Source organism: Lacrimispora sanguinis (assembly GCF_044987295.1).
In the GTDB taxonomy this organism is placed as follows: Bacteria; Bacillota; Clostridia; order Lachnospirales; family Lachnospiraceae; genus Lacrimispora; species Lacrimispora celerecrescens_B.
On the sequence record NZ_CP173277.1, the window covers coordinates 4,968,803 to 4,994,594 of the forward strand.

At 39.4% G+C, this 25,792-nt stretch carries 21 protein-coding genes and 1 pseudogene; 18 read left to right on the top strand and 4 right to left on the bottom strand.

Annotated elements, in window-relative coordinates; all coding sequences use genetic code 11:
* Positions 1-7: 7 nt before the first annotated feature.
* From pdxA to ACHZES_RS23215, 3 genes are all read left to right on the top strand, one after another.
* Positions 8-1,096 carry a 4-hydroxythreonine-4-phosphate dehydrogenase PdxA gene (gene pdxA / locus ACHZES_RS23205; protein ID WP_395547697.1) on the top strand — a complete coding sequence of 363 codons (1,089 nt, stop codon included), beginning with the start codon at positions 8-10 and terminating at the stop codon, positions 1,094-1,096.
* Positions 1,097-1,165: 69 nt separating this feature from the next.
* Entirely contained in the window at positions 1,166-2,488 is a 1,323-nt protein-coding gene (locus ACHZES_RS23210; RefSeq protein ID WP_404820286.1) for an SLC13 family permease, read from the top strand.
* A 120-nt stretch (positions 2,489-2,608) separates the two neighbouring features.
* A complete protein-coding gene (locus ACHZES_RS23215) occupies positions 2,609-2,956 on the top strand; it encodes a VOC family protein (protein ID WP_395547661.1) in 348 nt (115 codons plus the stop codon).
* A gap of 230 nt (positions 2,957-3,186) precedes the next feature.
* Here the strand turns inward: ACHZES_RS23215 and ACHZES_RS23220 are convergent, their stop codons facing one another.
* Positions 3,187-4,770 (bottom strand): ClC family H(+)/Cl(-) exchange transporter, encoded by a 1,584-nt coding sequence (locus ACHZES_RS23220; RefSeq protein WP_395547660.1) that lies wholly within the window; start codon positions 4,768-4,770, stop codon positions 3,187-3,189.
* A 412-nt stretch (positions 4,771-5,182) separates the two neighbouring features.
* Here ACHZES_RS23220 and ACHZES_RS23225 point away from each other — a divergent pair, with 412 nt between their 5' ends.
* The 9 genes from ACHZES_RS23225 (at position 5,183) to ACHZES_RS23265 (ending at position 14,995) form a co-directional block, all read left to right on the top strand.
* Positions 5,183-5,482, top strand: coding sequence for an MGMT family protein (locus tag ACHZES_RS23225; RefSeq protein WP_395547659.1), 300 nt, complete (start codon positions 5,183-5,185; stop codon positions 5,480-5,482).
* A 162-nt stretch (positions 5,483-5,644) separates the two neighbouring features.
* A complete protein-coding gene (gene ygiD, locus ACHZES_RS23230) occupies positions 5,645-6,415 on the top strand; it encodes a 4,5-DOPA dioxygenase extradiol (RefSeq protein ID WP_038279805.1) in 771 nt (256 codons plus the stop codon).
* A gap of 147 nt (positions 6,416-6,562) precedes the next feature.
* Complete coding sequence (locus ACHZES_RS23235) at positions 6,563-7,603, top strand: helix-turn-helix domain-containing protein (protein WP_395547658.1); 1,041 nt, start codon at positions 6,563-6,565, stop codon at positions 7,601-7,603.
* A gap of 204 nt (positions 7,604-7,807) precedes the next feature.
* Positions 7,808-8,839, top strand: coding sequence for an ABC transporter substrate-binding protein (locus tag ACHZES_RS23240; protein WP_395547657.1), 1,032 nt, complete (start codon positions 7,808-7,810; stop codon positions 8,837-8,839).
* Positions 8,840-8,841: 2 nt separating this feature from the next.
* A complete protein-coding gene (locus ACHZES_RS23245; protein WP_395547656.1) occupies positions 8,842-9,957 on the top strand; it encodes a FecCD family ABC transporter permease in 1,116 nt (371 codons plus the stop codon).
* Entirely contained in the window at positions 9,958-10,734 is a 777-nt protein-coding gene (locus ACHZES_RS23250; RefSeq protein ID WP_395547655.1) for an ABC transporter ATP-binding protein, read from the top strand.
* Positions 10,735-10,748: 14 nt separating this feature from the next.
* Positions 10,749-12,077 carry an MATE family efflux transporter gene (locus tag ACHZES_RS23255; protein ID WP_395547654.1) on the top strand — a complete coding sequence of 443 codons (1,329 nt, stop codon included), beginning with the start codon at positions 10,749-10,751 and terminating at the stop codon, positions 12,075-12,077.
* 176 nt (positions 12,078-12,253) lie between these two features.
* Positions 12,254-14,104: a glycoside hydrolase family 3 protein gene (locus tag ACHZES_RS23260; RefSeq protein WP_395547653.1), complete on the top strand. Its 1,851-nt coding sequence runs from the start codon at positions 12,254-12,256 to the stop codon at positions 14,102-14,104.
* Between the two features lie 96 nt (positions 14,105-14,200).
* A complete protein-coding gene (locus ACHZES_RS23265) occupies positions 14,201-14,995 on the top strand; it encodes a sugar phosphate isomerase/epimerase (RefSeq protein ID WP_154521162.1) in 795 nt (264 codons plus the stop codon).
* Between the two features lie 406 nt (positions 14,996-15,401).
* On the opposite strand, the gene rsmH is transcribed toward ACHZES_RS23265, so the two are convergent.
* Positions 15,402-16,451, bottom strand: a complete 1,050-nt coding sequence (gene rsmH / locus ACHZES_RS23270) for a 16S rRNA (cytosine(1402)-N(4))-methyltransferase RsmH (protein WP_395547652.1) — start codon at positions 16,449-16,451, stop codon at positions 15,402-15,404.
* Positions 16,452-16,703: 252 nt separating this feature from the next.
* Here rsmH and ACHZES_RS23275 point away from each other — a divergent pair, with 252 nt between their 5' ends.
* Together ACHZES_RS23275 and ACHZES_RS23280 are read left to right on the top strand one after the other, a co-directional pair.
* Positions 16,704-18,155, top strand: coding sequence for a DEAD/DEAH box helicase (locus ACHZES_RS23275; RefSeq protein WP_395547651.1), 1,452 nt, complete (start codon positions 16,704-16,706; stop codon positions 18,153-18,155).
* Between the two features lie 364 nt (positions 18,156-18,519).
* Positions 18,520-19,437 (top strand): annotated as a pseudogene (locus ACHZES_RS23280) (collagen-binding domain-containing protein); the annotation flags it as partial.
* 121 nt (positions 19,438-19,558) lie between these two features.
* On the opposite strand, the gene ACHZES_RS23285 reads toward ACHZES_RS23280, so the two are convergent.
* The gene (locus ACHZES_RS23285) at positions 19,559-19,864 is read right to left on the bottom strand and encodes a hypothetical protein (RefSeq protein ID WP_404820407.1); all 306 of its coding nucleotides are present in this window, start codon (positions 19,862-19,864) and stop codon (positions 19,559-19,561) included.
* Here ACHZES_RS23285 and ACHZES_RS23290 point away from each other — a divergent pair.
* The 4 genes from ACHZES_RS23290 (at position 19,845) to argS (ending at position 24,476) form a co-directional block, all read left to right on the top strand.
* Positions 19,845-20,129, top strand: a complete 285-nt coding sequence (locus tag ACHZES_RS23290; protein WP_404820408.1) for a hypothetical protein — start codon at positions 19,845-19,847, stop codon at positions 20,127-20,129. The two genes, ACHZES_RS23285 and ACHZES_RS23290, sit on opposite strands and share 20 nt — an antisense overlap.
* Before the next feature lie 505 nt (positions 20,130-20,634).
* The gene (locus ACHZES_RS23295) at positions 20,635-21,189 is read left to right on the top strand and encodes a PadR family transcriptional regulator (RefSeq protein ID WP_051835097.1); all 555 of its coding nucleotides are present in this window, start codon (positions 20,635-20,637) and stop codon (positions 21,187-21,189) included.
* Entirely contained in the window at positions 21,186-22,433 is a 1,248-nt protein-coding gene (locus ACHZES_RS23300) for a hypothetical protein (protein WP_395547650.1), read from the top strand. Before ACHZES_RS23295 ends, ACHZES_RS23300 begins: the two co-directional genes overlap by 4 nt.
* 345 nt (positions 22,434-22,778) lie before the next feature.
* Complete coding sequence (gene argS / locus ACHZES_RS23305; protein ID WP_395547649.1) at positions 22,779-24,476, top strand: arginine--tRNA ligase; 1,698 nt, start codon at positions 22,779-22,781, stop codon at positions 24,474-24,476.
* Positions 24,477-24,599: 123 nt separating this feature from the next.
* On the opposite strand, the gene ACHZES_RS23310 is transcribed toward argS, so the two are convergent.
* Positions 24,600-25,763, bottom strand: coding sequence for an epoxide hydrolase family protein (locus tag ACHZES_RS23310; RefSeq protein WP_395547648.1), 1,164 nt, complete (start codon positions 25,761-25,763; stop codon positions 24,600-24,602).
* Positions 25,764-25,792 lie beyond the last annotated feature (29 nt).

The window sequence follows — 25,792 nt, forward strand, 5'->3', positions numbered from 1 at the left end:
TATGAGTATGAAATTTAAACCTGTGATAGGCATTTCTATGGGAGACCCTTTTGGAAATGGTCCTGAAATAACTGTTCGTGCACTGGCAGATGAGGAAATCTACCAGCGTTGTAAACCCTTAGTAGTAGGCGACGAGACTTCCATGCGTTACGCTCTGAAGGTGGCCGGGATAGTTCACGGCATTCATCTGGAGCTGAATGTGGTATCCACACCCACCGAAGGCAAGTATACCTATGGCACCATCGACTTAATGGATTTGAAGCTGATTCCTGCAGACGAAATTCCGGATACCTCCAGTATGGATGTACCTGAGCCTTTTGGCGTGGGAGCCTGTGCTCTGGGCGGAGAGGCAGCTTTCCAGTACGTTGTAAAAGTTATTCAGCTGGCTCTGGCTGGCCAGATCGATGCTACGGTTACCAATGCTCTGAGCAAGGAAGCCATAAACATGGCTGGCCACCACTACTCAGGCCATACCGAGATTTATGCTGATTACACGGACACCCCTAAGTACACCATGATGCTGGCTCACGGCGATCTGCGGGTCGTCCATGTTTCCACTCATGTGTCTTTACGAGAAGCTTGTGACCGTGTCAAGAAGGATCGTGTCCTGGATTGCATCCGCATTGCCAACGAAGGCTGCAAAGCACTGGGAATTAAAGAACCTAAAATTGGCGTTGCAGGGCTGAATCCCCATTGTGGTGAGAACGGCATGTTTGGCTGGGAGGAAGTCAAAGAAATCCAGCCTGCCATCGAGGCTGCCATGGCTGAGGGCATCATAATCCCTGAAAAGAAGCCTACGCCTCCCGATACCGTGTTCTCTAAGGCACTGGGCGGATGGTATGACATCGTTGTGGCCATGTACCACGATCAAGGTCATATCCCATTAAAGGTGAAAGGCTTTGTTTATAACCGTGAGGAAAAGCACTGGGAGGCTGTCGAAGGTGTGAATGTAACCCTGGGTCTGCCTATCATTCGTGCCAGCGTGGACCATGGCACCGGCATCGACCTTGCAGGCAGCGGCCGTTCCAGTGAGCTGAGCCTGGTCAATGCCATAGATTATGCCATCCTTATGGTTCATGCCAGGAAAGAAGCCTGATATTGTACGGTATATACACTGTACACGCATTTTACCAAACAGAACGATTGAATTGATATAATGTCCCAAATGCAAAAAATAATCCTGTATAATAGAGAGGAGTTCAATCAAATGACTATCCCAATGATTATTGCCATTGCTATCACTGTAATCATGATTATTTTAATCATGACAGAAAAACTTCCGTTCGGTGCACCTCCAATTCTCGCATGTCTGCTAATGGTTCTTTTTGGAATAACCGATATCAAGACTGCTTTCGGCGGTTTTTCTAACGCTACCATTATTATGCTTGCCTCTTTCATGGCAATCGTGGCCGCTCTTCAAAAAACCAGCCTTATTGGTACTTTTAGAAAAACAATTTTGAATATGGCTAACAAAGGTGGATTTAAGGCATATATACTGTTATTTATTATCGTTATGTTGGCTAGCAGTATCTTTGGCACGGGCTCAACAGCATTCTATGTTCTTACTTTAGGTATATTATCTACTATACAGTATACTGACAAGTTACCACGTGGTAAAGTTATTGCTGCTGCTGGTTTCGCAGCTAATCATCCACTAATTCCTGTAAATGTTACATTACAATATGGTATTGTTATTGCTGTTTTAGGAGCTGCTGGTTCAGGTATTACCAGCGTTTCCTTAGCAAAATTCTCTATTGTAAATCTAATACTTTCATTAGCTTATGTAGTATGGGCTTTAATTGGTTATAAAGTTCTACCTAACAAAAATGTTGAAGATACAGAAATTGACGCTAATAAGTCTAAAGAAACAGTTTACGATTTACCAAAATGGAAAGAAAATACAACATATGCAGCCTTTATTGCAGCTGTTGTTGGTATGATTCTTCAAAGTAAAGTTGGCGATGCAGGATATATGATTCCAGGTTTATCTGCATGTCTGATTTTAGCTATCGGTGTTCTGAATTTCGATGAAATTCGTAACAACATCGGTGCTCCAATTATTTTGATGTCTGCTGGAGTCATCGGTGTTGCTGATGCTCTAGGCAGTACAGGTTTAACTGCTTTAGTTGGTGAAACTGTAGCTAATATGCTTGGCACTAATATCAATCCTTTCATCCTGATCTTTGTTTTCTGCATGTTAACAAGTGTACTTGCAACCCTTACAGGATCCACTATAGGCACTGTGTATGTATTTGCACCTATGGCTATTGCTACCTGCATGAGCTTGGGCCTAAATCCAACAGCAGCTGCTGCTGCAATTGTAGTTTCGGGCTGGAATGGCCATTTCTTACCAATTGACGGTATGCCAGCTATGGTAATGGGAATTGGTAAGTACAAGCTAATAGAGTTTTGGAAATACACAATTCCGATGTACTTTATCCGCCTGCTTGCTTTAACTGCCGGAGCTTTGCTATTGTTCCCAATGTAAGATTCTAAATTACTTAAATGAATGGCAAGCAGTGACCAAACGCATTCAATGTGTATCAAAAAAATATCCGACTTTATATGAAACGGATAATCAACTGACATTTTGAGAAAGAGGTATATTATGAATAATAAATTTGAACTGGAGCATATCGGCATCAATACCCCAAATGCTGAGGAGGCAGAAAGACTGGCTCAGATTCTGAGCATGATGTTTAACCTGGAGCCTCGTCATGGACAAAAGTCCGAATTCGGCGGTCCATATTTCGAGTGTATGAAGGCTCCATTCCTGGGGGCAAACGGCCATATAGCTATGCGTACACCTGATTTGACCGCTGCCGCAGAAGAGTTGAAAGAGAAAGGCTTCTCCTTTAACATGGATACAGCAGCATATTCCGAGGAAGGTAAACTTAAGAATGTCTATTTAGACGGTGAGTTTGGCGGCTTTGCCATCCATATTATGCAAAAGTAACGGCAAAACCAATTGAATCAACGCAATGAAATCAACCTCAGTTTTAACTGCACCCCAAAAGTTAGGCATGTGATAACATGTTAGGCGAAAGGGGTGCAGTTTTTTATAGAGGTAACAATTTTCTCGTTTATAGTCATCGAAAAAGGGTATAGGGCATTGCGAGATGCGAATAGAAGATGTTCTGAATTCGAAGGACTTGTGATTATTCAAAAAGATATCAACAGCTTACTTTATTTTTGAGAAGATATTTTTACTGTTTGACATATTTCCTGCAGGACTCTGTGGAGTTTCGCCTGAGCGGATTCGTCACACAGGACTACGATTTTATCTCCGGCGGATAATGTTGTATCTCCCCGGGGAACAAACTCCGCTTCGCCTCTCATAAGTGATACCAGCAGACAGGTTTGGGGCCAGTTGATCTCAGAAACCTTCTGTCCATCTGCATCACTTCCGTGAAATATCATTCCTTCCACCAGTACCTTTTCTGTGCTAAGAGAAGAATGAATTTCCGGTTTCATCTTTGCCAGTAACCGGTGAAGAAGCTGGTCATAGACGGGAGCTGTATGAAGCATATCGGGGATGATATAGGCCACCAGGGAAACCATAGACAGTGTCAGCAAATGAGAGAAACTTCCAGTCATTTCACTGATCAGAATTACCCCGGTTATGGGAGCGCGTACAATGGCAGAAAAACAACCCGCCATTCCCAGAATGATAAAATTGTCCAGAAGTCCGTTTAAGGAATCGGTTACCAATCCGGAGACATGGTAATAAATACTTCCCATCACCGCTCCGATTACCAGAAGAGGAAGAAAAATTCCACCCGGGGCACCGCAGCCAAAGCTTAACATGGAAAAACTGAATTTTGCGATTAGAAGTACGATCAATGCTCCAAGTACCATCTGGCTGCTGGATAGTGTTTCCACTAGAGAATGACCTCCGCCCAAAACATATGGGTAGGTAAAGCCCAGGATTCCGGCAAGTAAAAATGGAATCAGAACCCGGACTGCCTGAAATGGTATTCTCATATACAAATCCTGAGTCATGGAAAGGCAGTTATTATAAAGGACTCCCATGCCTCCCAGGATTATCCCGAAAAGAATCACGTGGCCATAAGTAGATAAAGGCATCATAGTGCTGATCTGAAAATTAAAAGCCGGCTGAAGGCCAAACACATTTCTGGAAACGAAATCAGCCGTAATGGAGGAGGCCATGGTAGATAAAAGCAGTTCCGGCGAAAAATGTTTATGAACCTCTTCTAAGGAGAATAAAACACCAGCAATAGGGGCATTAAATGCAGCAGAAAGTCCGGCACTGGCCCCGCATGTAATTAGAAGTTTCTCCTCTGTCTTGGCTCTTTTTGTCAGGCGTGACAAGCCCTTTGCAGCCATTGCACCCAGCTGTATGCTTGGACCCTCTCTTCCCAGCGACAGACCGCACCCAATGGAAAGAAGACCTCCACCCATCTTAGCGATCAGGACTTTCCACCAACAGGGGTCTAATTCCCCCATCATCTCACCTTCTACCTGGGGAATTCCACTTCCGGATATAAAGGATTCCCATTTCAACAGCATTGCAACAACGAAAGCTGCAACTGTCAAAAAAACAAACCACACTGGTATTACCCATATATGATCTTTCCCATAGTTTAAAACTGTATGAAGCAATTTCTCCGCATAAGTCAGGAGATACCGGAAAAGCACAACAAAAGCGCCTGAAATTGCACCAACAGCAATTCCTTCCAATATTAGAGCATAGCGAAAACTTCGGTAACGATTGATGGTATTCTTTACCGTGTGACATTCAGTCTGCATTGTTATCCCTCCTGTAGCTGTATTTATTTTTCCTGCAAACAATATAAAATTATAGTTCTTATAATTTTTGTTTGCAAGTCAAAAACTGTACTTTTCTCTGTAATGGCTGTTTCAATGAATATTTTATTAATTGATTTATAAACAATTGTAGCTTGAAGTATTGTGGAACTTAGGTAAAACAGCTGAGGCATACATGTTATTTACTTGAAATATATGATATAATTAGGGTGCTGGCCATTACTGAAGGTACTGTTCGTTTCAAGCATGGCTCCGAAAGATTTCTGAGCAGGCTGAGTTCAAGCATTTTCAGCCCAGTTGAGATCATATAGGGCATAGCATTCCGTATATTGGTGTTAACCAAACTCAGTGATGAAATAATAAATTTAAGGTTTGATAAGGAGATTTGTTCGATATGACACGGTTTACTGAGGAAATCCTTGTAATAATAAAGGGAATACCATATGGGAGAGTTATGAGCTACGGACAGGTTGCTAGATTAGCAGGTAATACGAGAGGTGCGAGGCAGGTAGTCAGGATACTTCATTCTATGTCTGAAAAATATAATCTCCCTTGGCACCGAATAATTAACTCCAAAGGCAAAATATCAATTCCGGATAAAAGATATGCAGCTATTCAAAGGGATCTTCTTATATCGGAAGGGGTAGAGGTATCTGAGGACGGATATATAGATATTTCTATATATGGAGCATGAGATCAATGATGCCGTAGCATTTGGCAGCATTTAACCTAAAGCCACATACAGTTCGTAGCTAAAAGTCTACTTATGCAGATTTAAAATTGATAAGCAAAGCACAGCTATAATCATAAAATTAAAAATCAATAGATACATATAAAATGAAAAGGAGTTGACAATATGTCTAAAATGCCGATGATGTTTATAGGCCATGGTTCGCCTATGAACGCAATAGAAGATAATAGCTATACGAGGAGCTGGAGGGAAATAGCGAAGAAAATACCTAAACCTGAGTCAATAGTATCAATTTCTGCTCATTGGTATACGAAAGGCACAAAGATTATGAATGAGGAAAATCCAAAGACTGTTTATGATATGTACGGATTTCCTAAAGAGTTATATGAGATTCCATACAATGTACCCGGTAATCCGAAACTAGCGGAGAATGTAAAAAATTTAATCACCAAACAAAGTGTATTTGATAATTCCTGGGGCATTGACCACGGTACCTGGTCTGTTTTGGTCCATATGTATCCCGAAAGAGATATTCCTGTTTTTCAAATTAGTATCGATGCCTCTGCACCGCCGGAAGTTCATTATCAGATAGGCAAGGAGTTAAAATCCTTAAGGAATCAAGGTGTTCTATTGTTTGGTACCGGAAATATTGTTCACAACCTGCGTATGATTGATTGGGGAATGGACGATAAAGGTTTTGATTGGGCATATAAGTTTGATGATTATATAAGAGAAAATATTGAAAATAGAAATCATGAGAATGTCATAAATTATTTGAGCTTGGGAGAAACAGCAAAATTAGCCGTACCTACGCCGGATCATTTTAATCCAATCTTATATATACTTGGCGCCTACGATAAAGAAGATAAGATATCGACCTATAACAACAGCTGCATGATGGGTTCCTTGTCTATGACAAGCTATTTATTTTCATAGATGGCAACATATATACCACCATGCAATTGCTTCAACTGTATTTTAAATATAAATAGTAATAAATAGAGCAGTATGGTATAGTTAGCCTATGCTAACAGGCTGCTTAAATATATTTTTTTGATAATAGGACAAGAAAGGAGCTTGTAAATGGAGCATAAATTCTATATTAATTCAAAAAATGGATATGCCGCGATGCTAGAGCAATATAGAGCCATGCATGAGCAAATTGGGGAAGCTCGTTTCTTGCCTAACCACGATATAAGGAAGGGTATCGTTTATGATATAAAACCTGAGTATGGCAAGGGAACCATACAAATTTATAATTTGCTCGGTAATGCTATGTTGCTCATTTATGATTTTGTGTTTTATGAGGATATCGTAACAGCATTTGATTTAACCCACAATTATTTCGAGATTGAATACTGTATAGACGGATGCATGTATATAGAAGAAGATAAGGCAGGAGATACTTGCTTTAGTTCAAACAACTTATCCATCTCTTTATCACAGGATATGAAAGGTATCATCAAGCGTTGTGCAGGTCAAAAGTATCAGGGAGTTTCCATAACAGCCAACAGGCATATACTTCCTTCTTATTTTGGAAGCACAGGAATCGATGTATGGAATGATACGATAGAAAAGCTGGAAGACCAGCTTCGCTCGGAGTATTACTTAGGTTTAAACACTCCCCTTGAAATCGCTTCAGCTTTTCTGCAAATATTTAATTGCCGCCTCCCTGCAAAAACCCGCACTTTATTTTACGAAAGTAAAGTTATGGAGATATTATCAATGATCGTATCGAACGAGATTATGAGGTATGATAAGTATGAGCTAACAGCACTCACCCCTTATGAATTACAAAAAATAAAAGAAATTCCTCGGATCTTGCTTGATCAGCCGTTTGAATTACCAAGCATTCTTTCACTATCTAAGAAGTTGGTCATTAATCCTAAAAAACTAACCAAAGGTTTCAAGCTTGTTTATGGAGATACTATTTTTAGCTATCACAGGAGATTTTCGTTACAACAGGCGTCTTCCATGCTGCTGAACACAGAGAAATCGATTAATGAAATTGCCTATGATATTGGATATTCAAGCTCTAGCAATTTCTGTGCAGCTTTTAAAAAGCAATATGGTATTACCCCATTAAAATATCGGGAATCCTCATTGCTGCGTAATGCAGAATAAGTTTTCTCGTTAAATAATTTAAAAGTGTCGTACTTAAACCACAGGTTCATACTTGTGGTTTTTGTTTTACCCATATTCTTTTATCGATGAACTTTCTCTCAACATAAATTGGCATCGCAAGCAATATAGTTCACAAGCGTTTATGCGGTACAATATACTGCGAGTTAGCCAAAACTAACTTACTTTAATACAGGAGGGACATTTATGCTTAAAAAACTAACATCTATTTTATTGGCGATTATCTGTTGTACCGCATTGGCAGCTTGCTCTGAACAGTCAACAAACGAAAAGGAAGCTTTCGATCCAGTATCAACCAACCAGACGAATACCCCACAGCAGGACGGTTATTATCCTCTAAAATTCACTATTTATGACGATAAAGGAAACGAAGTTCAGCAAACCGTTGCTGAGGAACCAGAGAGAATTGTCGTGATTGGGCAAGGCCTTGCAGAGTTAATGATTCACTTTGGAGAAAAGGACAGGATTGTAGGACTGGCCTATTTAGACAAATCCTATTCCCAATATGAGGAACAGGTAAGTAAGCTTCCGCTGCTCACGGATACGTGGCCTTCTAAAGAATCTATTATCGCACTGGAGCCGGATTTAATTGTTGCAATGTCTTCGACATTTACCGATGAACGTCTTGGGGATATTTCGTTTTGGAATGAGAGAGGAATTCCCGTTCTTACAGGTATTAACTATACCATGGGCCGTACAATTAACAGCGTTTTTGACGACATCAACAATTTGGGAAAGGTACTAAATATTAAAAATAAGACTGATTCCTTTATAGAGGATCAAAAAGCTAGAATTAAAATGATCCAGGACAAAGTCACACAGTCAAATAATAAACCACGGATTTTGCTTTTTGCTGGCGGTCAAAAGGATACTTATTACTATTACGGTCCTACCCTCTGTGTCATTGATGAAATGGTAGAAGGCGCAGGCGGTGAGTACATAAATGTATCAGAGGATACTTATGTGGAAATGTCCACTGAATCAATCCTTTCCATTAATCCTGATAAAATTATAGTCACTGAGTTCCAGAAGTCCGACAGAGACGCAGCAAAGCATTTATTACTTGATAATGTAGTCTTAAAAAATGTCACCGCTATTAAAACGGGGAGTGTCATGGTGGCTGATTATACGAATGCTATTCGTGGCAGCCTTAATCTTGCGGATTTATATGAGGATGTTGCAGAGTTTATTCATCCTGAATTGTTTAAGGAGGAATAAGGATGGTTTCAATACAAAAAGCAGAACAAAAGAAGACCTTACAAACCTTTAAAAGTGGCTTACATAAGCAATCTGCATTTTCAATCATTTTTATTATTTTGCTCGTTGCTGTCGCTGCATCGGTTGTAATTTCAGTATCTATTGGCCAAGTATCGATCCCCTTTCAACAATCCTTTCAGATATTGATACATCAATTGACTGGCTGCCAAATCGGTGATGCTAGTGATTTGGTGAACAGTATGTTTGTAGATATCATTTGGCAAATCCGATTTCCCAGGGTTTTGTTGGCAATGATTGTGGGGGCTGGGCTGGCACTTTGCGGAGTAGTAATGCAGGCTTCCGTACAAAACCCCTTGGCCGACCCCTATCTATTAGGAATTTCATCAGGAGGAGCTTTAGGAGCAACGTTCTCAATTATGTTTGGATTTGGATCAGGAGGAATAGTCGGAAAATTAGGTGTTGCGTCATGGGCATTTATTGGTGCATTTAGTGCTGCGGTACTTGTAATGGCCCTTGCCAGTATTGGAGGAAAAACATCTTCTGTCAAGCTGGTTTTAGCAGGAACTGTAATTAATGCCCTATGCAGTGCTTCTTCAAACTTTATCATTTATTTTGCGAAAAACTCAGAGGGTATACGTTCTGTATCCTTTTGGACGATGGGAAGTCTTTCTTCAGCGGAGTGGGAAACTTTGCCTCTTGTATCTGCGGTGGTAATTGCAGCAATCGTCTTTTTCCTATTCCAATCAAGAGTAATGAACACGATGCTAATGGGAGAAGAAACCGCAGTCACCTTGGGGGTTAATTTAAACTTTTACAGACGGCTGTACATGGTGATTTCCTCCGTGGTAACAGGTGTTCTGGTTTCCAGCTGCGGGATTATTGGGTTTGTAGGTCTTATCATTCCTCATATTGTACGAAGCATTGTAGGGTCAGATCATAAGCGGTTAGTTCCTACGGCGATTCTTTTCGGAGGTTTATTTATGATGTGGACAGATATTTTTGCCCGAACAGTAATTCCAAATGGAGAAATGCCAATAGGTATCGTTACTTCACTTTTTGGTGCACCTGTATTTATGTATATACTGATTAGAAAAAGCTATGGATTCGGAGGAAGATAATTGGATTTAAAAGTAGATCACGTATCAGTCACCTTATCGGGTGCCGATATTGTAAAAGACATTAGCATGAAAGTGGATAATAAACAGTTTGTTGGAATTGTTGGGCCAAATGGGTGTGGAAAATCCACCTTGTTGAAGAGTATTTATAAAGTTATCAAACCGCAGAAAGGCTTTGTCTTTTTAGGAGATAAGGATGTTTTAAAATCATCTGCGCGTGCTATCTCAAAAGATTTGGGTGTAGTAGGGCAATTTAATGAATTGAGCTTTGATTTTACTGTCCGGGAGATGGTGATGATGGGAAGAACACCGCACAAACATTTTATGGTATCTGACAATATAGAGGATTATAAAATTGTTGCTGATGCGTTAGAAAGGGTTAACTTGGCTAAGTATGCGGACAGAAACTATCTAACTTTATCCGGGGGCGAAAAACAACGAGTAATACTAGCAAGGGCAATTGCTCAAGAGCCTGAATTTCTAATCCTTGATGAGCCGACCAATCACCTGGATATTAAATATCAGCTTCAGATTCTATCTATTGTGAAATCATTAAATATTGGTGTTCTTGCAGCTCTGCATGATCTTTCTATGGCATCTGTTTACTGCGATATTCTTTACGTTGTTAAAGACGGACAGATCATAGCTTCAGGAAAGCCAAAAGAAGTGCTAACAAAAAAACTGATAAGACAGGTTTTTGAAATAGATTGTGAGATTTACTCCAATCCGATTACTGGTGATTTGGCAATCGCATATCTGTCCTCTAATAATAAGCGCTAGGAGGGAATAAAAAGATGGAACTTGATATGACAAAAGGTAATCCATCACGGATTATTCTAAAATTTTTCATTCCGTTGTTTATCGGAGATTTGCTTCAACAATTTTACAGTATTATTGATGCAATTGTAATAGGGAAATTTGTAGGTACAGATGCATTTGCAGCAGTTGGTTCTTCCAGTGCTGTAACTGTGTTTATAACATCTATTTTGCTGGGACTTGCTATGGGTGCTTCGGCGATTTTTTCCCAACTCTATGGAGGCGGGCAGTACGAGGAACTGAAAAAAACGATTTCCACTGCCTTAATTTTTTTGTTTTGTGTAAGCGTATTGATTACGGTTGTAACATCAGTCTTTTTACCACAGATAATAGCCCTTTATCAAATGCCTGAGAAAACTGCTGTCTATGCTGCCGACTATTTAAAATATGTTTTTTATGGTTTTATTTTTGTTGGTATGTATAACGCATTTTCTTTTCTATTACGGTCATTTGGGGACTCGAAAACGCCATTATATTTTTTAATTGCCTCTTGTATATCAAATCTCATTTTAGACTTGATCTTTGTAGTGGTGTTTCACATGGGGACTGCAGGTGCGGCGATTGCCACGCTTCTTACACAGGGGTTTGTCGCTATTGGCTGCGGTATCTATACAATAAAGCGGATGCAATTTTTAAAGTTCAAGCGGGAAGACTTCAAATTCAGCACGTCTGCATTTAATAAGATCGCAACTTTCTCCATATTGACAGCATTGCAACAGTCAATTTCCAGCTTCGGAATGATGCTTATTCAGGGGTTGGTTAATACCTTTGGCTCAACGGTTATGGCTGCATTTGCAGCTTGCTCAAAAATCGACTCTGTCGCCAATGCCCCTTTGCAAGATCTGGGTAATTCCTTTTCTACATATACTGCACAAAATGAAGGTGCTGGAGAAACAAAAAGAATTCGCGAGGGGTTTCATGCAACTTCAAGGATCATTATAATCTTATCGGCAATCATCAGCATTGTTGCATTTATATTTGCCCCAAACTTAATCACTCTTTTTGTAAATAAAAATGCAACAGAGGTAATCGCTGTCGGTGTTGGATATCTTAGAATTGTATCCATATTTTATGTATTACTTGGCTTTATTGTTATGTTTTATGGATTTTTCAGGGGCCTTGGAGCCATTAAAGTATCAATCTTGATGACCATAGTATCACAAGGATTGCGAGTATTGCTGGCCTATACATTAGCACCGATCAGGGGCTTCTCGGGCGTTTGCTGGGCGATTGTTGTAGGATGGTTTTTGTCGGACTTATTAGGATTTTATATGTATAAGAAAGTCATGTTGCAAAAGTCCAGTTAGTTTAGAAAGGTATACCCACAAAATAAGAAAACTTATAGTTCCGAAGCACAATTGCATATTATTTCCAATAGGAGTAAAATTATGGAAATGATGTATATTTATCATACTTTTACGATAAGTAATGGTGTAGTAAATCACATTTTCTGAAAAATATCAATAATAGGGGGCGCTTAGTGATGAAGCGAAGAGTAATAGGGGTACTTTTGACATTTGTTCTAGTTCTATCAGGCTGCAGCGTAAGACAGATTGATAACACGGATAAAACAAACGAGAATACGGCAGCCGCATCAGATAATAAGGTAAGCAGCACTTCGGCGGAGAATATTCTTGCAAGACTAACCTTGGACCAAAAAGCTGCCCAGATGGTTCAGGGAGCAGTATACAACATTTCGGAAAATATGATGAAGAAGAACTGCTATGGCAGCATTCTTTCTACATTTGGTGAGAGTTCCCTGAATGCGTCGGAATGGAAGAATCTGATCCTTAAATATCAGAAAGCTGCCATGAGTTCAGAGGCGGGCATTCCTTACATATATGGTAATGATGCAGTACACGGGGTTAATACTTGTGAAGGAACGGTCATATTTCCACATAATATAGGTATCGGTGCTGCTAATGATAAAGAGCTAACCTATCAAATGGGGTTAGCAGTAGCGAATGAAGCAAAGTTAACGGGCATGCTGTGGAGTTTCTCCCCTTGCTTATCAGCAGCGCAGGATCCGAGATGGGGGCGTACCTATGAAAGTTATTCCTCGGAAACAAGTATCGTTACGGAGCTCGGTACATCGTATGCGAAGGGGTTAAACGATGGAGGAATTCTTCCTTGTGCAAAACATTTCTTTGCAGATGGCAATGTTTTGTATGGAACAGGTGAAACCCTGGATGGGGAGAAACGGTTAATCGACCGTGGTGATGCTCAGCTGTCAGATGCAGAAATCCAGGATTTATTAAAGGTTTACCAGGCTATGATTGATGCCGGTGTCAAGATCATTATGATCAGCCACAGCAGTTTAAACGGAATTAAGATGCATGCAAATGAGAAATATATATCCATGTTAAAAAATGATATGGGATTTAAGGGCTTTCTCATAAGCGATTGGGACTCAATACATAACATACCGGGTGACAACTTAAAAGAGCAAACGATTACAGCTATCAATGCCGGGATTGATATGTTGATGGAAGATTCCCAATATGAGGAATGCCGGAAATATATCGTTGAAGCAGTAAATGAAGGCAATATTTCCATGGACCGTGTGAATGATGCTGTCAGGCGAATCCTTACAGTAAAAGATGAGATGGGAATCCTGGATGACCCGATGATGGAGAAGGTAACATCTGAGGTGAGCAGTGTAGGTTCACAGGAATACCGGGATTTGGCAAAAACATTGGTGGAAGAAAGTCTAGTCTTATTAAAGAATGATAACTCAATACTACCGATTAAAAAAGGAACAAAGATATTCGTAACAGGACCCGCCGCAAATGATGTCGGAGTTCAGTGTGGCGGTTGGACGATCACCTGGCTTGGCAGTTCGGATGCAGAAAACAACGGTCGTAAATGGATTCCGGAAGGAAAAACCATACTGGACGGACTGAATGAACGTTCAAACGAATATGACCTGACAATTATCACTGACCCGGAAAAAGCAGCGGATGCCGATATGACATTACTGTGTCTGGGAGAAAAACCGTATGCTGAATGGAAAGGTGACAGTGCTGATATCAGCATTACCAAAGAGCTTGGTCTCGATGACAATGCCAATGCAATCGACCTAGCCAAAAGCCTGGGGCATCCGACTGTAACCTGTATTGTAGCAGGAAGAAATGTAATTATTAGCGATTATATGAAACAGTGGGATGGGATTGTTATGTGCTACTTACCTGGAAGTGAAGGCGACGGCATAGCGAATGTGCTTACAGGAAAGAGCAGCTTTAAAGGAACTTTACCGATGCCTTATTACTCAACGGTTGAGGACATCAGGACGGATAACGTAATGTTTCCGGTGGGATATGGATTAAAGTATTAGAAACTACTGGACATTAGAATATGAGGATCAGATAGAAAGGATGGATTATTCCTCCTTCATTCATGCTGACGCCTTAAGTCAAGATAAGGAGGGAATATGTGTATTGAATTTGGCATGCCTACTTTAATTGAACTGACAGACTTAGAGGAAAATGCTAAGCTATGTAATAACCTTGGTTTAAAGTTTATTGAGTTGAATATGAATTTACCACAATTTCAAATAGAGAACTTGAAAGAAACAAAGATATTTCAAGATATATCCAAGGAATACGGAGTCTATTACACAATCCACTTAGATGAAAATCTGAATATTTGCGATTTTAATCAAGCAGTGACTAAAGCGTATCTGAATACGGTTACGCAATCTTTAATGATTGCAAAAGAACTAGAAATTCCCGTTTTAAATATGCATATGAGTCGAGGGGTATATTTCACACTTCCAGATCAGAAAATATTTCTATTCGAAAAATACCGAGATATTTATTTAAGGGACATTCAATATTTCAAAACTATATGTGAAGATCTGATTGGTGGGGACAAAATCAGTATAACCATAGAAAATACAGAAGGCTATACTGCATTCCAGAGAGATGCAATTGATATTCTGCTTGAAAGTCCTGTTTTCGCTCTGACGTGGGATATTGGACACTCTCATTCTGCTGCTGATGTTGATGAAAAATATATTTTGCAAAATGAGTGTAAATTAAAACATTTTCATATACACGATGCCAATGGAAAACAAAATCATCTGACTCTTGGCGAAGGAAAAATTAATTTACTCGAAAAGCTTAGTATTACCAAACAGAATCATTGCAGATGTGTGATTGAAACAAAAACAGTTACATCATTGCAAAAGTCATTAAATTGGTTGGAGACCCATTGGGAGCAATAATCTTTCAGTCAATGGATACCAGAGGGATATGACTTTCACTTGAAGATAAAGGCTCTTCATACTTACAATTTCATAAGATATAAACAGAGGGATCGGTTTTATATAACTTGATTCCTCTATTTTATTTCAGTCAAAATAAGAAATAAGAAATTCATTTGGCAAAGTCCGGCACACACAAATATCTGGGCATTTTACCATACGGAATCTCAAAACAAAAGGTAATAAAAGCCTGGTCGAAACAAGAAGGAAACTGTGCGAAACATATTTCTTAAAAGTAAATTATTGTATGCATTGTCAATAGCAGAGAAGAAGCTGAATGTATTAAAATTATTTTAGTAAATAAAATAGAAGACAAAATAAGACGTGAGTGAAAGTGAACTCACGTCTATCTTTATAAAGAAAAGAATTAAGCTTTAATAGCCCAACGTAATTTTGCACATCGAGCGCGCCCATTGGAATTGCATTCGGCTGCTGATGGTCGAATTGCCTCAGGAGCAATTTCCTTATAGATCCCTTCCCGATAGAAGCGCTTAAAAGATTTCTTAACAAGGCGGTCTTCCCCGGAATGAAAGGTTAGGATCGCAACACGCCCGCCTTCCGCCATTGCAGCAGGAAGTTTTTCTAAGAATGTATACAACACTTCAAATTCATTGTTGACATCTATTCGCAACGCCTGAAAACATCTTTGACAGGATTTTTTTACTTCATCGTTTCTTTCCTTTTCTGGAATGAATTTCAATGCATCTTTGATGATTTGCTGGAGCTGATTTGTTGTTAAGATATCTTCTCCTTTTTTTATTGCTGAGATAATGGCACGAGAGATTTCTGCGGAATGTGGCTCGTCCGCATTTTCTAGTAACATACCATGTAATTCGTCTTGTGAAATAGTTTTAAGACGATCCGCAGCAGAGATGCCTTTCGATGGATTTAGCCGTAAATCTAACGGTCCCTCTGTTTTAAAAGAAAATCCTCTATCAGGATTGTCTATTTGCATGGAAGAGACACCTAAATCTGCCAATATAAAATCCAATGGTCCTGATTCAGGAGTAATTTGATCTATATTTGAAAAGTTTGTTTGCTTGACCGTTAAAATTTCCGGGCCATAACCTAAGCGTTCCAAACGCTCCCTGGTTTTCGGTAATTCGATAGGGTCTACATCAGTAGCATACAAGTGCCCCTTGGAATCTAGACATTTAAGCATCTCTAACGTGTGACCACCATAACCTAATGTTGCATCTAATCCAGTTTGTCCAGGAGTAATTTGTAAGATATCTAATATTTCTTTTACACAAATGGAGCGATGCATACCAGCAGGAGTATTTCCCTTTTGAATGACCTTTGCCACTGCATCAGCATATAACTCTGGCTGCAGTTCCTTATATTTATCTTTAAAGGCCTTTGGGTGAGTGCCTTTATATCTGGGACGACGCTGATGTTTTTGCTCTTGATTATCCATTTTTACTTCCACCTTTTAAATATCTATTTTTTATCTATGATCCAAAGCGTCCGTGATGCTGACGGCTTTAAATATTCTTACACATTACATGATATCAAATGCATGTCATAATAGCAAATGCATAATAAAAGAATCTGTAGGAAAAATCAAGCCTATAAAGTATGGGAGTTATTAAAACAGTAGTTATTGCATTAAACGGTATTCTCATGTAAAATGGGTAAGCAGATTTTGAATTGAAAGAAAGGTTTAAATATGGATGTTAGAAAGTTTCATAATTATATAATCAGCGAGGATATCGTAAAGGCACTTAATGGTCTGGAGTATGAGATCCCTACGGAAGTCCAGGCTAAAGTCATTCCAGCCGCTTTGGAAGAAAATGATCTAATCGTCAAAGCCCAGACGGGCAGCGGCAAGACTGCCGCATACGTAATTCCGATATGTGAACGAACGGAATGGCTTGAAAATAAGCCACAAGCGCTTATTTTAACTCCAACAAGAGAACTTGCTGTTCAAGTAAAAGAGGATTTTACTAATATAGGTAGATTTAAACGAATAAAAGCAACAGCAATCTATGGAGGTCACCAGTTTTCTATCGAGAAGGCAGAGCTGAAGCAAAAAACACATGTAGTTGTTGGCACACCAGGGCGTGTTATGGATCATATTAAGAAAGGTACGTTACCTTTAAATAAAATTAACTGCTTAGTCATTGATGAAGCGGATCGAATGCTGGATATGGGATTTATTGAACAGGTAGAAGCAATTATGAACGAACTTCCCAGAGAGCGGATGACAATGTTATTTTCTGCTACGATGTCCGATGAAGTGAAAAGTTTATCATTAAATTATATGAAAGATCCTATCAATATAGATGTCAGTGAGGCAGATATCGTCACAGCTGATATTAATCATTTTATTTATATCACGGATGAAGAAGATAAATTTGATTTACTCACAGATGTCATGATTATAGAAAAACCAGATAGCTGTATCATCTTTTGCAGCACAAAGGACCGAGTGGATATGGTATGCGAACGTCTGAATGATTTAGGCTATCCCTGTAATAAAATGCATGGCGGAATGGAACAGAAGGATCGTTTATCTGCAATGAACAGTTTTAAAAGGGGAAAATACCGCTATTTAGTAGCCACAGATGTGGCTGCCAGAGGAATAGATATAGAGAATATTTCTCTGGTTATTAACTATGACATCCCCTTGGATGAGGAAAACTATGTCCACCGTACAGGCAGAACAGGGCGTGCAGGGCGAAAAGGGAAAGCCACCACCTTTGTTGTTCCGACACAAAACAGATATTTACATGACATTGAAGAACTGATCGGGTTTAAAATTCAGGAAATAACGAAACCTGCCAAAGAGGAGGTAGCCATTCAGAAACCTTCTTTTGATGAAAAAATGAATACAACTCCTAAGATTAAAAAAATGAAAAGTGATCAATTAAATAAAGATATAATGAAGTTACGCTTCAATGGCGGAAAGAAAAAGAAGCTTAGAGCAACTAATTTTGTTGGAGTCATATCCAATCTAGAAGGTGTTAAGGCAGAAGATATCGGAATAATAGCGATACAAGATACCCTTACCTATATAGAAATACTAAACGGGAAAGGTCCATTGGTACTGGAAGCAATGAAAAATACAATGATTTGCGGAAAACAATTGAAGGTGACGAAGGCAGTGGATAAAATTTAAAGTAATCTGCCTATTCCTGTCTGCAGACGTACTTCCATGCGAAAGAAACGTTCTAAAAAGTAAATCATGTGATAAGACAACCATATGGAAATGAACTTGAGATTGGCTAATTATTTGGTCAATCTCTTTTCATTTATAAGCTTGATCTCAGGAAAAATGGCTTTGTTGTATTAATTTTTTCGTGTCCACATTTACATAAATTTCGATGAATTTCAGAAAATTATCATAAAATTTCGTCCAATTGCATAGAAAACTGCACAGAACCATTTACGCTAGAATAAACTGAATTGAGAATGAAAATGTGTTGCAAATCGAGCAGTTTGCAGGAGTTTATATGGACAATATCAGCTATAGTGATGAAGCAATGACAAGTGCAGGATTACCTTATGATAATATAAATTGGTATAATATTGCGGGTCAGCCTTTTGGTACTGCCTCAAGATTTAATGTTATTGTATTTAACGATGCCAATAACATTATAGATATTGAAGGGCCTGTAGCAATAGGCGGAAGTTTTTACAGCCCAAGAGGGTTGAGTGTTGGCTTTGTCAGTAAAGGAAATAAAGCAGTCAGCTACTCCCCGGATTTAGTTCGCTTTTTAGTTGGCGGCAATGTATCGATGGGCGGCCCTTTGGTTGTGATCGGCCATGTGGTTGTGGGCGGTGGATTCAATGCAGCCAAGGGAAGTACCTATTTAATTGGAAAAGATGGTATGAATGATGGGATACAAGAACTGAAATTCCTGTATCAGGCCAATGGAGGCAGCCAATATTGGACACCATCGGATAAAGGTGATCATTATGTGGTTCCCAGTTATGATGTACCAAGATTTATACCCGCGAGCAGGATAGGTGCTAATATACCTAGATTTTTTAGCGATGCCAGGGAAAGCATCGGATTCTACAAAGAATGTATTGAATCTATAACTCCAAATGGAACAGTAGTGGATAATAATTACGAGTGGATTTTAAGGGGCAATGACCCTGTACAGAATGTTTTCCTTATTGATGTAAGGCCAAATGGTTTAATCAATAAAGGAATACGTGCAGAAGTTCCACAAGGAAGTACCGTTATTGTAAGGCTTAGAACAGGAGCAAATGCCCATTTGCAATACGGTGTTTATGGGGAAAGAAGTAAGGCTAATCAGACATTGTATGTGTTTGAGGATGCAACTAATATTTATATGGAAAAATCCTCCGATATTTGGGGAAGTATATTGGCACCACAGGCGATGTTCCATGCGCATCCGACTGGCGGCCATGTAAGCGGCAATGCTGCCTTAGGATCTTTTGCCGTAAATGCTGAGAGCGGCTTTGAATTTCATTTTTACCCCTTTGTTGGAGGCGTAATATGTCCAGCTGCAGCACCAGCCCCTGTGGCACCGGCTCCGGAGGTACTACCGGCTAGGGAAGAACAGCCTGTTCCGGTGTGTCCGGAATGCCCAACTTGTCCGGCACCAATACCATGTCCGGTACCACCACCATGTCCGGCACCAATACCATGTCCGACACCCCCACCATGTCCGACACCTCCACCTTGCCCTGTGCCGGAACCCTGCCCAGCATGCCCGGTACCGCCACCTTGTCCAGCACCGCCACCTTGTCCAGTACCACCGCCTTGTCCCGCACCGGAACCCTGCCCAGCATGTCCGACACCCCCACCTTGCCCTGTGCCGGAGCCCTGCCCAGCGTGTCCAGTACCAGAACCATGCCCAGCGTGTCCGGTACCAGAACCCTGCCCAGCGTGCCCGGTACCACCACCATGTCCAGCGTGTCCAGTACCAGAACCATGCCCAGCGTGTCCGGTGCCGCCACCGTGTCCACCATGTCCGGTACCAGAACCCTGTCCTGCATGTCCTCCGTGCCCGATCCCAGAGCCATGCCCAACCTGCCCAGAACCGGAAACGGTATTTATTCCAGTTCCAATACCAATTCCCGCAGAATGTCCGGAACCGGAACCCTGCCCTGTTTGTGAGGAATGCCTGATTAAACCCTGTATTATTTCAGGATGTATCTGGGGCTGTTGCTGCAATAGCTTCCATGATTGGGATGTAAAATTATATGAGAGATGCAACGACATCGATACGTTACTGTGCTGTGTACAGATATGCGGTTGTGGATGCTTTGAGTTTACAGTTCCTTATGAAGGCTTTTATATCTTAAAAGTAAGGATGTCTGATAACTGCTGCAAGGCATTCCGCTGCAAACCAATCATTACGTTGGATAATGTTGGCGTAGCCTGTTTTATGATTGATTGATTGATGTTATATCAATTTGCTGTGTATTAAATTTTATCAGAACTGCTGCAAGTGGGTTGTATCTAATTGCAGCAGTTTTTTTTTGCATTGGTAAAAGGTTGGTTTCAATGGCAGATGAAATTTGACACGGTATTCACTCTTGACAAAATATGGAGATAGGAGTAATATTTGTATATGTCTAAACGACATATATAAACTGAGATTTCATAAAGGAGTAAATGAATGATAGAGTTGATTATTTTAGGATTTTTATCTTATAATCATCCTTTCACCTTATACGACATAAAAAAGGGAATGGAAAGAAGCACTGAATATTTTGCCAGTACAAGTCAAGGCGCAATCCATCCAGCTTTAGTGAAGCTTGAGAAGAATGGATATGTAACTTCAAAAGAAGAAGTTAAGAATAACAGGACAAAAAAGTTATATAGAATTACTGATGCTGGAAGAGAGCGATTTAGCATGTTAATGAGACAGGATTTTGGTCCGGATAAGTATAAGTCCACCCAATTGTTAAAGATGTTTTTCTTCAATGAGTTAACCAAAAATGAACGGTTGGAATCAATTAACACCCATATTAAGAACTTTAGAGATATGCATCAAGATCTCGTTACCATCAGAGAGGAAGGAAATCTGCGGCTTGAGGAAAATGGGCTATCTTTAGAAAGCTGCAAGCCGGCAAAATATGAGAATGATGCTCTTGAGTTTGGCCTTGCATATACCAGCTTTGCGATTAAGTGGTTTGAAGACTATTTCATAAGAATTGAGGAGGAGTCATGAAAATAACAATTTTTGATTTGGGGAAAAACATAAGTAATGAATCACCGGCTCAAGAAATAAAGAAATATTATAAGGATACGAACAAAGAAACGGATGTAATAGTCTATGATTCTATTGATACCGAAATAAAGGACTGTATTGGATGCTGGAGTTGTTGGTGGAAGACCCCTGGAAAATGTGCTTTGAACGATGATGCGTATAAATTGTATAAGGATTATATAAATAGTGATGAAGTGGTTATTTTATTTCATACAGAAAATGGCTTTATTGATGGAAAGGGAAAAACATTTCTGGATCGATTAATACAACATTATTTACCATACATTAAAATAAAAAATGGGGAATGCGTTCACTTGAAACGATATGATAAATATCCTGTTATAAACTTCTATTTTGAGAAAGATGGGTTAAGTAATGAGGAAGTAAAAGTCATAAAGGGCTATCTTGCTCGAATGGCATATCATTTTCAGAGTTCTTGTAAAGAAATTATATATGAAAACAAAAGCATACGAACAACTAACATAGAAATTGCAAAACCTTTGGAAGAGGCTCTGTCTAAAGAAGTTTTGGAAAGAAAAACGAACGGTAAATGGGTAATTTATAATGGATCGCCAAGAGGGGACCATTCTAACAGTAAGCTGATTATTGAAAAGATAATTATGGGGATGAAGGCACAGGGAGTAGAAAATGTAGAAGTTAGGAATCTGATAAATATAAGAGAACAGAAAAATTGGGCTGAGAATTTTAGTTCCGTTGAAAATAATTTATTCGTTTTTCCGCTTTATGTTCACGCTATGCCGGGGGCAGTAATGAAATTTTTTGAACAGCTTAAACCAATTAACAAGAAAGAAGTACATATGGCGTTTTTAGTTCAGTCCGGTTTTCCAGAGACTAGCCAGTCGTACTATTTGAGACCATATCTTGAATTAATTACTAAAAGGTTAGGGGTTTCCTTCGACGGAACAATTATAAAAGGCGGTGTGGAAGGTCTTCAAATGAAACCAGAAAAAGCCAACAAAAAGTTCTATGATCAAATGGAGCAAATAGGCAGAACGTATGCCGGTAAGGGAATTATGGATTTAAGCTTGAAAAAAGAATATGAAAAATCGGAATACCTATCAAAAGGTACTCAAATACTATTTTCTATATTCTCATTAACCGGATTAACAAACTACTATTGGGATTTCAATCTTAAGAAGAATGGTGCTTATGAAAAAAGATTTGCGAAACCATACACAGATTGAACGCAAGGGAGGCATAGATTGATGCGAGAGTATTTTATAAAAACAGATTATTTGGATCATCCAAGAAAAAATTGTTGCAAATAGTTATGTTCTATAGTAAACTAAAACCATTAATTTGAAGGGAAACGTACTATGAATACATTATACATGAACAGCTTAAGACGTAGAGAAAGACGTAAGCTCTTGTAACTGATGCAAAGATAATCCGCATGGTTGCAAGATTATACGTCTTGTTTCTATGCGGGGATGTTCATAGTTTATAGCAGAACCGTAATTGATTTAGCATATGCTGATCTATTGCGGTTCTTTTTTATTTTATAAAATAATAAAATAGGAGGTTCCAATATGAAAGAAAAAATATGCAAATGTATAGCAAATACCCTGGGAAACTTGAGTGAGTATGAGGTGATGAAGTTAATAGAAATTCCTCCCGAAGATAAAATGGGAGATTTTGCTCTTCCATGTTTTTCTTTTTCAAAAGTCCTACGCAAGAATCCCACAATAATTGCAAAGGAACTGAAAGGAGCAATGCAGGAAGTACAGGGAGAACTGGGAATTGAGAAGTTAGAGGCGGTAAACGGTTACTTAAATATATTTATGAATCGCACAAAATATATACAATATTGGATTGATAAAATGAAGGAACCTGAATTCGGAATCGTGAAAAACGGGTCAGGAAAAACTATATGCATGGATTATTCCTCCCCTAATATAGCTAAGAATTTCCACGTTGGTCATTTACGTACCACGGTAATTGGTAACTCTTTGTATCGGATTTATGAAAAATTGGGATATAAGGTTGTTCGCATTAATTATTTAGGGGATTGGGGAACGCAGTTTGGAAAACTAATTGTTGCTTATAAAAAATGGAGCGATGAAGCAACTGTTAAGGAAAAAGGAATTGAAGAATTACTTCGTATTTATGTGAAATTTAATACAGAATCGGAAAAGAATCCTGAATTGGTCGATGAAGCCCGGCAATGGTTTGTAAAGATGGAACAGAATAATGAAGAAGCGATTGAGATATGGAAATGGTTTAAAGAAATAAGTTTGCTTGAATTTACCCGTGTATATGAATTACTGGGAGTTTCTTTTGATTCTTATGATGGGGAGAGCTTTTATCGTGGTAAGGTTCCTTCCTTAGTAGAAGAATTAAAGAATAAGGGATTATTAAAAGAGAGTCAGGGAGCAAATATCATTGATTTATCAGATTATGATATGCCTCCATGTTTAATAACAAAAAGTGACGGTGGTTCTATCTATCATTCCAGGGATATTGCTGCCATTCTGTATCGAAAAGAAAATTATGGTTTTGATAAATGTCTGTATGTCACAGGTGTGGAACAAAGTTTACATTTTAAACAGGTATTTAAAGCAATAGATGTGATGGGGTATGATTGGGCGGATACTCTTATTCATGTGCCCTATGGCTTAGTAAGCCTGGAGGGAGAAAAGTTATCTTCCCGTAATGGCAATATTATTTATGCTGAGGATATTTTGAATGAAGCAATTGAACGTGCGTATCATTTAATAGAAGATAAAAACCCCGATTTGCCGGATAAGGAAGAAGCAGCAAATAAAGTTGGTGTTGGTGCTATTATTTTTCATGATTTATTTAATCAAAGAATTAAAAACGTGGATTTCTCATGGGAGGATGTATTAAGCTTTGATGGGACAACAGGACCTTATGTTCAATATACCTATGCGCGTGCAAAAAGCATAATAAAGAAAAACAAAGATGTTGTTGAATATGAAAGGATAGATTGTAATGTATTAACTGAAGATATGGGCTATGCACTGATAAAGGCCCTATCCGGCTATGAAGAAGCAATAGAAAAAGCGGCAGAGCGTTATGAACCCTCTGTGATCGCAAGATATTTAGTATCTGTTGCGACTTCATTTAATCGGTTTTATCATGAATGTCCAATTCTACAGGCCGAAGAGAAGACAAAACAAGCGAGATTAATTCTTGTAGATTTGGCTCAAAGGATGATCTTGGATGCTTGTAGTTTACTTGGGGTGTCATGTCCGGAAGAAATGTAGCTACAAAGTGTGAGTACACTGGATTATTAAAATCATACCTGCATGATTCTCTTGCCCGCAAGGCTCATCACGCCGAGCAGCCTCCATGCTGCCCGGCGTTTGATCCTATTGACCCAGGGATTCTTATTTCTTATTATCCCTGGACCTAAATGGCTTAAAGAATGCACGAATATCCTCGGCCAGTGCTTCGGGTTCCTCCATGGCAGTAAAGTGTCCGCCGCGAGGCATTGTAGTCCAGCGGGTTATATTTAAATTTTGCTCAGCCCATTTTCTGGGTGGCAGCAAGACGTCAGCTGGAAAAAGTGCAATGCCTGTTGGCACCTCTATGCGTCCCATCAAAGGCAAAGAATGCACGTTCTCATAATACATATTTGCTGATGATCCTATTGTATTTGTAACCCAATAGATCATTATATTCGTTAGTAGTTCATTCTCGCTAAACTTTTGTCGAAGGTCGCCGTTACAATCGCTCCATGAACGGAATTTTTCAATAATCCAACCAGCCAATCCGACCGGTGAGTCGGAAAGTCCGTAGGAAATGGTTTGAGGTTTTGTTGATTGAATTGTCATATAGGCTCCCTCATTGGAAATCCATTCCTGCGCATTTCTTTTATATTGCAGTTCTTCTTCCGAAAGATCCTCTTGGTCTTTCGTATATACGAGATTTCTGATTATTCCAATGTCTGTCAGGTGAATTCCGTATAGAAGCTCCGGATGGTTTAAGGCTAAATATCTCGTGACACCAGATCCCATATCTCCACCTGCAGCAGCGAATTTTTCATAGCCAAGTTTTTCAGTCATTAGTTTAGACCAAAGCTCAGAAACGCTACAATTGTTCACACCGCCATGCTCAGGACGACTGGAAAAACCAAATCCAGGTATGGAAGGGACGATTACATCGAAAGAGTCTTCCGGGTCACCGCCGTAGCGGGCCGGATCCGTGAGAAGAGGGATAATCTTCCGGTAGCGCAAATAACTGTCAGGCCAGCCGTGAGTAAGAATAATCGGCAAAGGGCATAGTCCCTTACCGCGTTCGTGAATGAAGTGCACCGTGATACCATCGATATAACTTTGAAACTGTGAAAAGCAGTTCAATTCAGCTTCTTGTGCCCGCCAATCATAATGATCCCGCCAATACGTAATCAGAGATTTTAAATAGCTGATATCAGTCCCTCGCTCCCAGCTGGTATTTACTAATTGATCTGGCCAGCGAACATGCTCCAGCCTGTATTTTAGGTCATCAAGTGTTTCCTTAGATACTTGGATATGAAAACGTTCGACATCCATAATTCTTCTCCTTTCATTTATAGGATCAT

What these genes read in the sequence shown, in the direction of transcription:
- ACHZES_RS23310 (WP_395547648.1), bottom strand. Translation starts at nt 25,763, where the DNA reads ATGGATGTCGAACGTTTTCATATCCAAGTATCTAAGGAAACACTTGAT.
- ACHZES_RS23300 (WP_395547650.1), top strand. Translation starts at nt 21,186, where the DNA reads ATGAAAATAACAATTTTTGATTTGGGGAAAAACATAAGTAATGAATCA.
- ACHZES_RS23240 (WP_395547657.1), top strand. Translation starts at nt 7,808, where the DNA reads ATGCTTAAAAAACTAACATCTATTTTATTGGCGATTATCTGTTGTACC.
- ACHZES_RS23260 (WP_395547653.1), top strand. Translation starts at nt 12,254, where the DNA reads ATGAAGCGAAGAGTAATAGGGGTACTTTTGACATTTGTTCTAGTTCTA.
- ACHZES_RS23220 (WP_395547660.1), bottom strand. Translation starts at nt 4,770, where the DNA reads ATGCAGACTGAATGTCACACGGTAAAGAATACCATCAATCGTTACCGA.
- ACHZES_RS23210 (WP_404820286.1), top strand. Translation starts at nt 1,166, where the DNA reads ATGCAAAAAATAATCCTGTATAATAGAGAGGAGTTCAATCAAATGACT.
- rsmH (WP_395547652.1), bottom strand. Translation starts at nt 16,451, where the DNA reads ATGGATAATCAAGAGCAAAAACATCAGCGTCGTCCCAGATATAAAGGC.
- ACHZES_RS23265 (WP_154521162.1), top strand. Translation starts at nt 14,201, where the DNA reads ATGTGTATTGAATTTGGCATGCCTACTTTAATTGAACTGACAGACTTA.
- ACHZES_RS23215 (WP_395547661.1), top strand. Translation starts at nt 2,609, where the DNA reads ATGAATAATAAATTTGAACTGGAGCATATCGGCATCAATACCCCAAAT.
- ACHZES_RS23295 (WP_051835097.1), top strand. Translation starts at nt 20,635, where the DNA reads ATGATAGAGTTGATTATTTTAGGATTTTTATCTTATAATCATCCTTTC.
- ACHZES_RS23245 (WP_395547656.1), top strand. Translation starts at nt 8,842, where the DNA reads ATGGTTTCAATACAAAAAGCAGAACAAAAGAAGACCTTACAAACCTTT.
- ACHZES_RS23255 (WP_395547654.1), top strand. Translation starts at nt 10,749, where the DNA reads ATGGAACTTGATATGACAAAAGGTAATCCATCACGGATTATTCTAAAA.
- ACHZES_RS23235 (WP_395547658.1), top strand. Translation starts at nt 6,563, where the DNA reads ATGGAGCATAAATTCTATATTAATTCAAAAAATGGATATGCCGCGATG.
- pdxA (WP_395547697.1), top strand. Translation starts at nt 8, where the DNA reads ATGAAATTTAAACCTGTGATAGGCATTTCTATGGGAGACCCTTTTGGA.
- ACHZES_RS23285 (WP_404820407.1), bottom strand. Translation starts at nt 19,864, where the DNA reads ATGGTTCTGGTACTGGACACGCTGGGCAGGGCTCCGGCACAGGGCAAG.
- ACHZES_RS23225 (WP_395547659.1), top strand. Translation starts at nt 5,183, where the DNA reads ATGACACGGTTTACTGAGGAAATCCTTGTAATAATAAAGGGAATACCA.
- argS (WP_395547649.1), top strand. Translation starts at nt 22,779, where the DNA reads ATGAAAGAAAAAATATGCAAATGTATAGCAAATACCCTGGGAAACTTG.
- ygiD (WP_038279805.1), top strand. Translation starts at nt 5,645, where the DNA reads ATGTCTAAAATGCCGATGATGTTTATAGGCCATGGTTCGCCTATGAAC.
- ACHZES_RS23275 (WP_395547651.1), top strand. Translation starts at nt 16,704, where the DNA reads ATGGATGTTAGAAAGTTTCATAATTATATAATCAGCGAGGATATCGTA.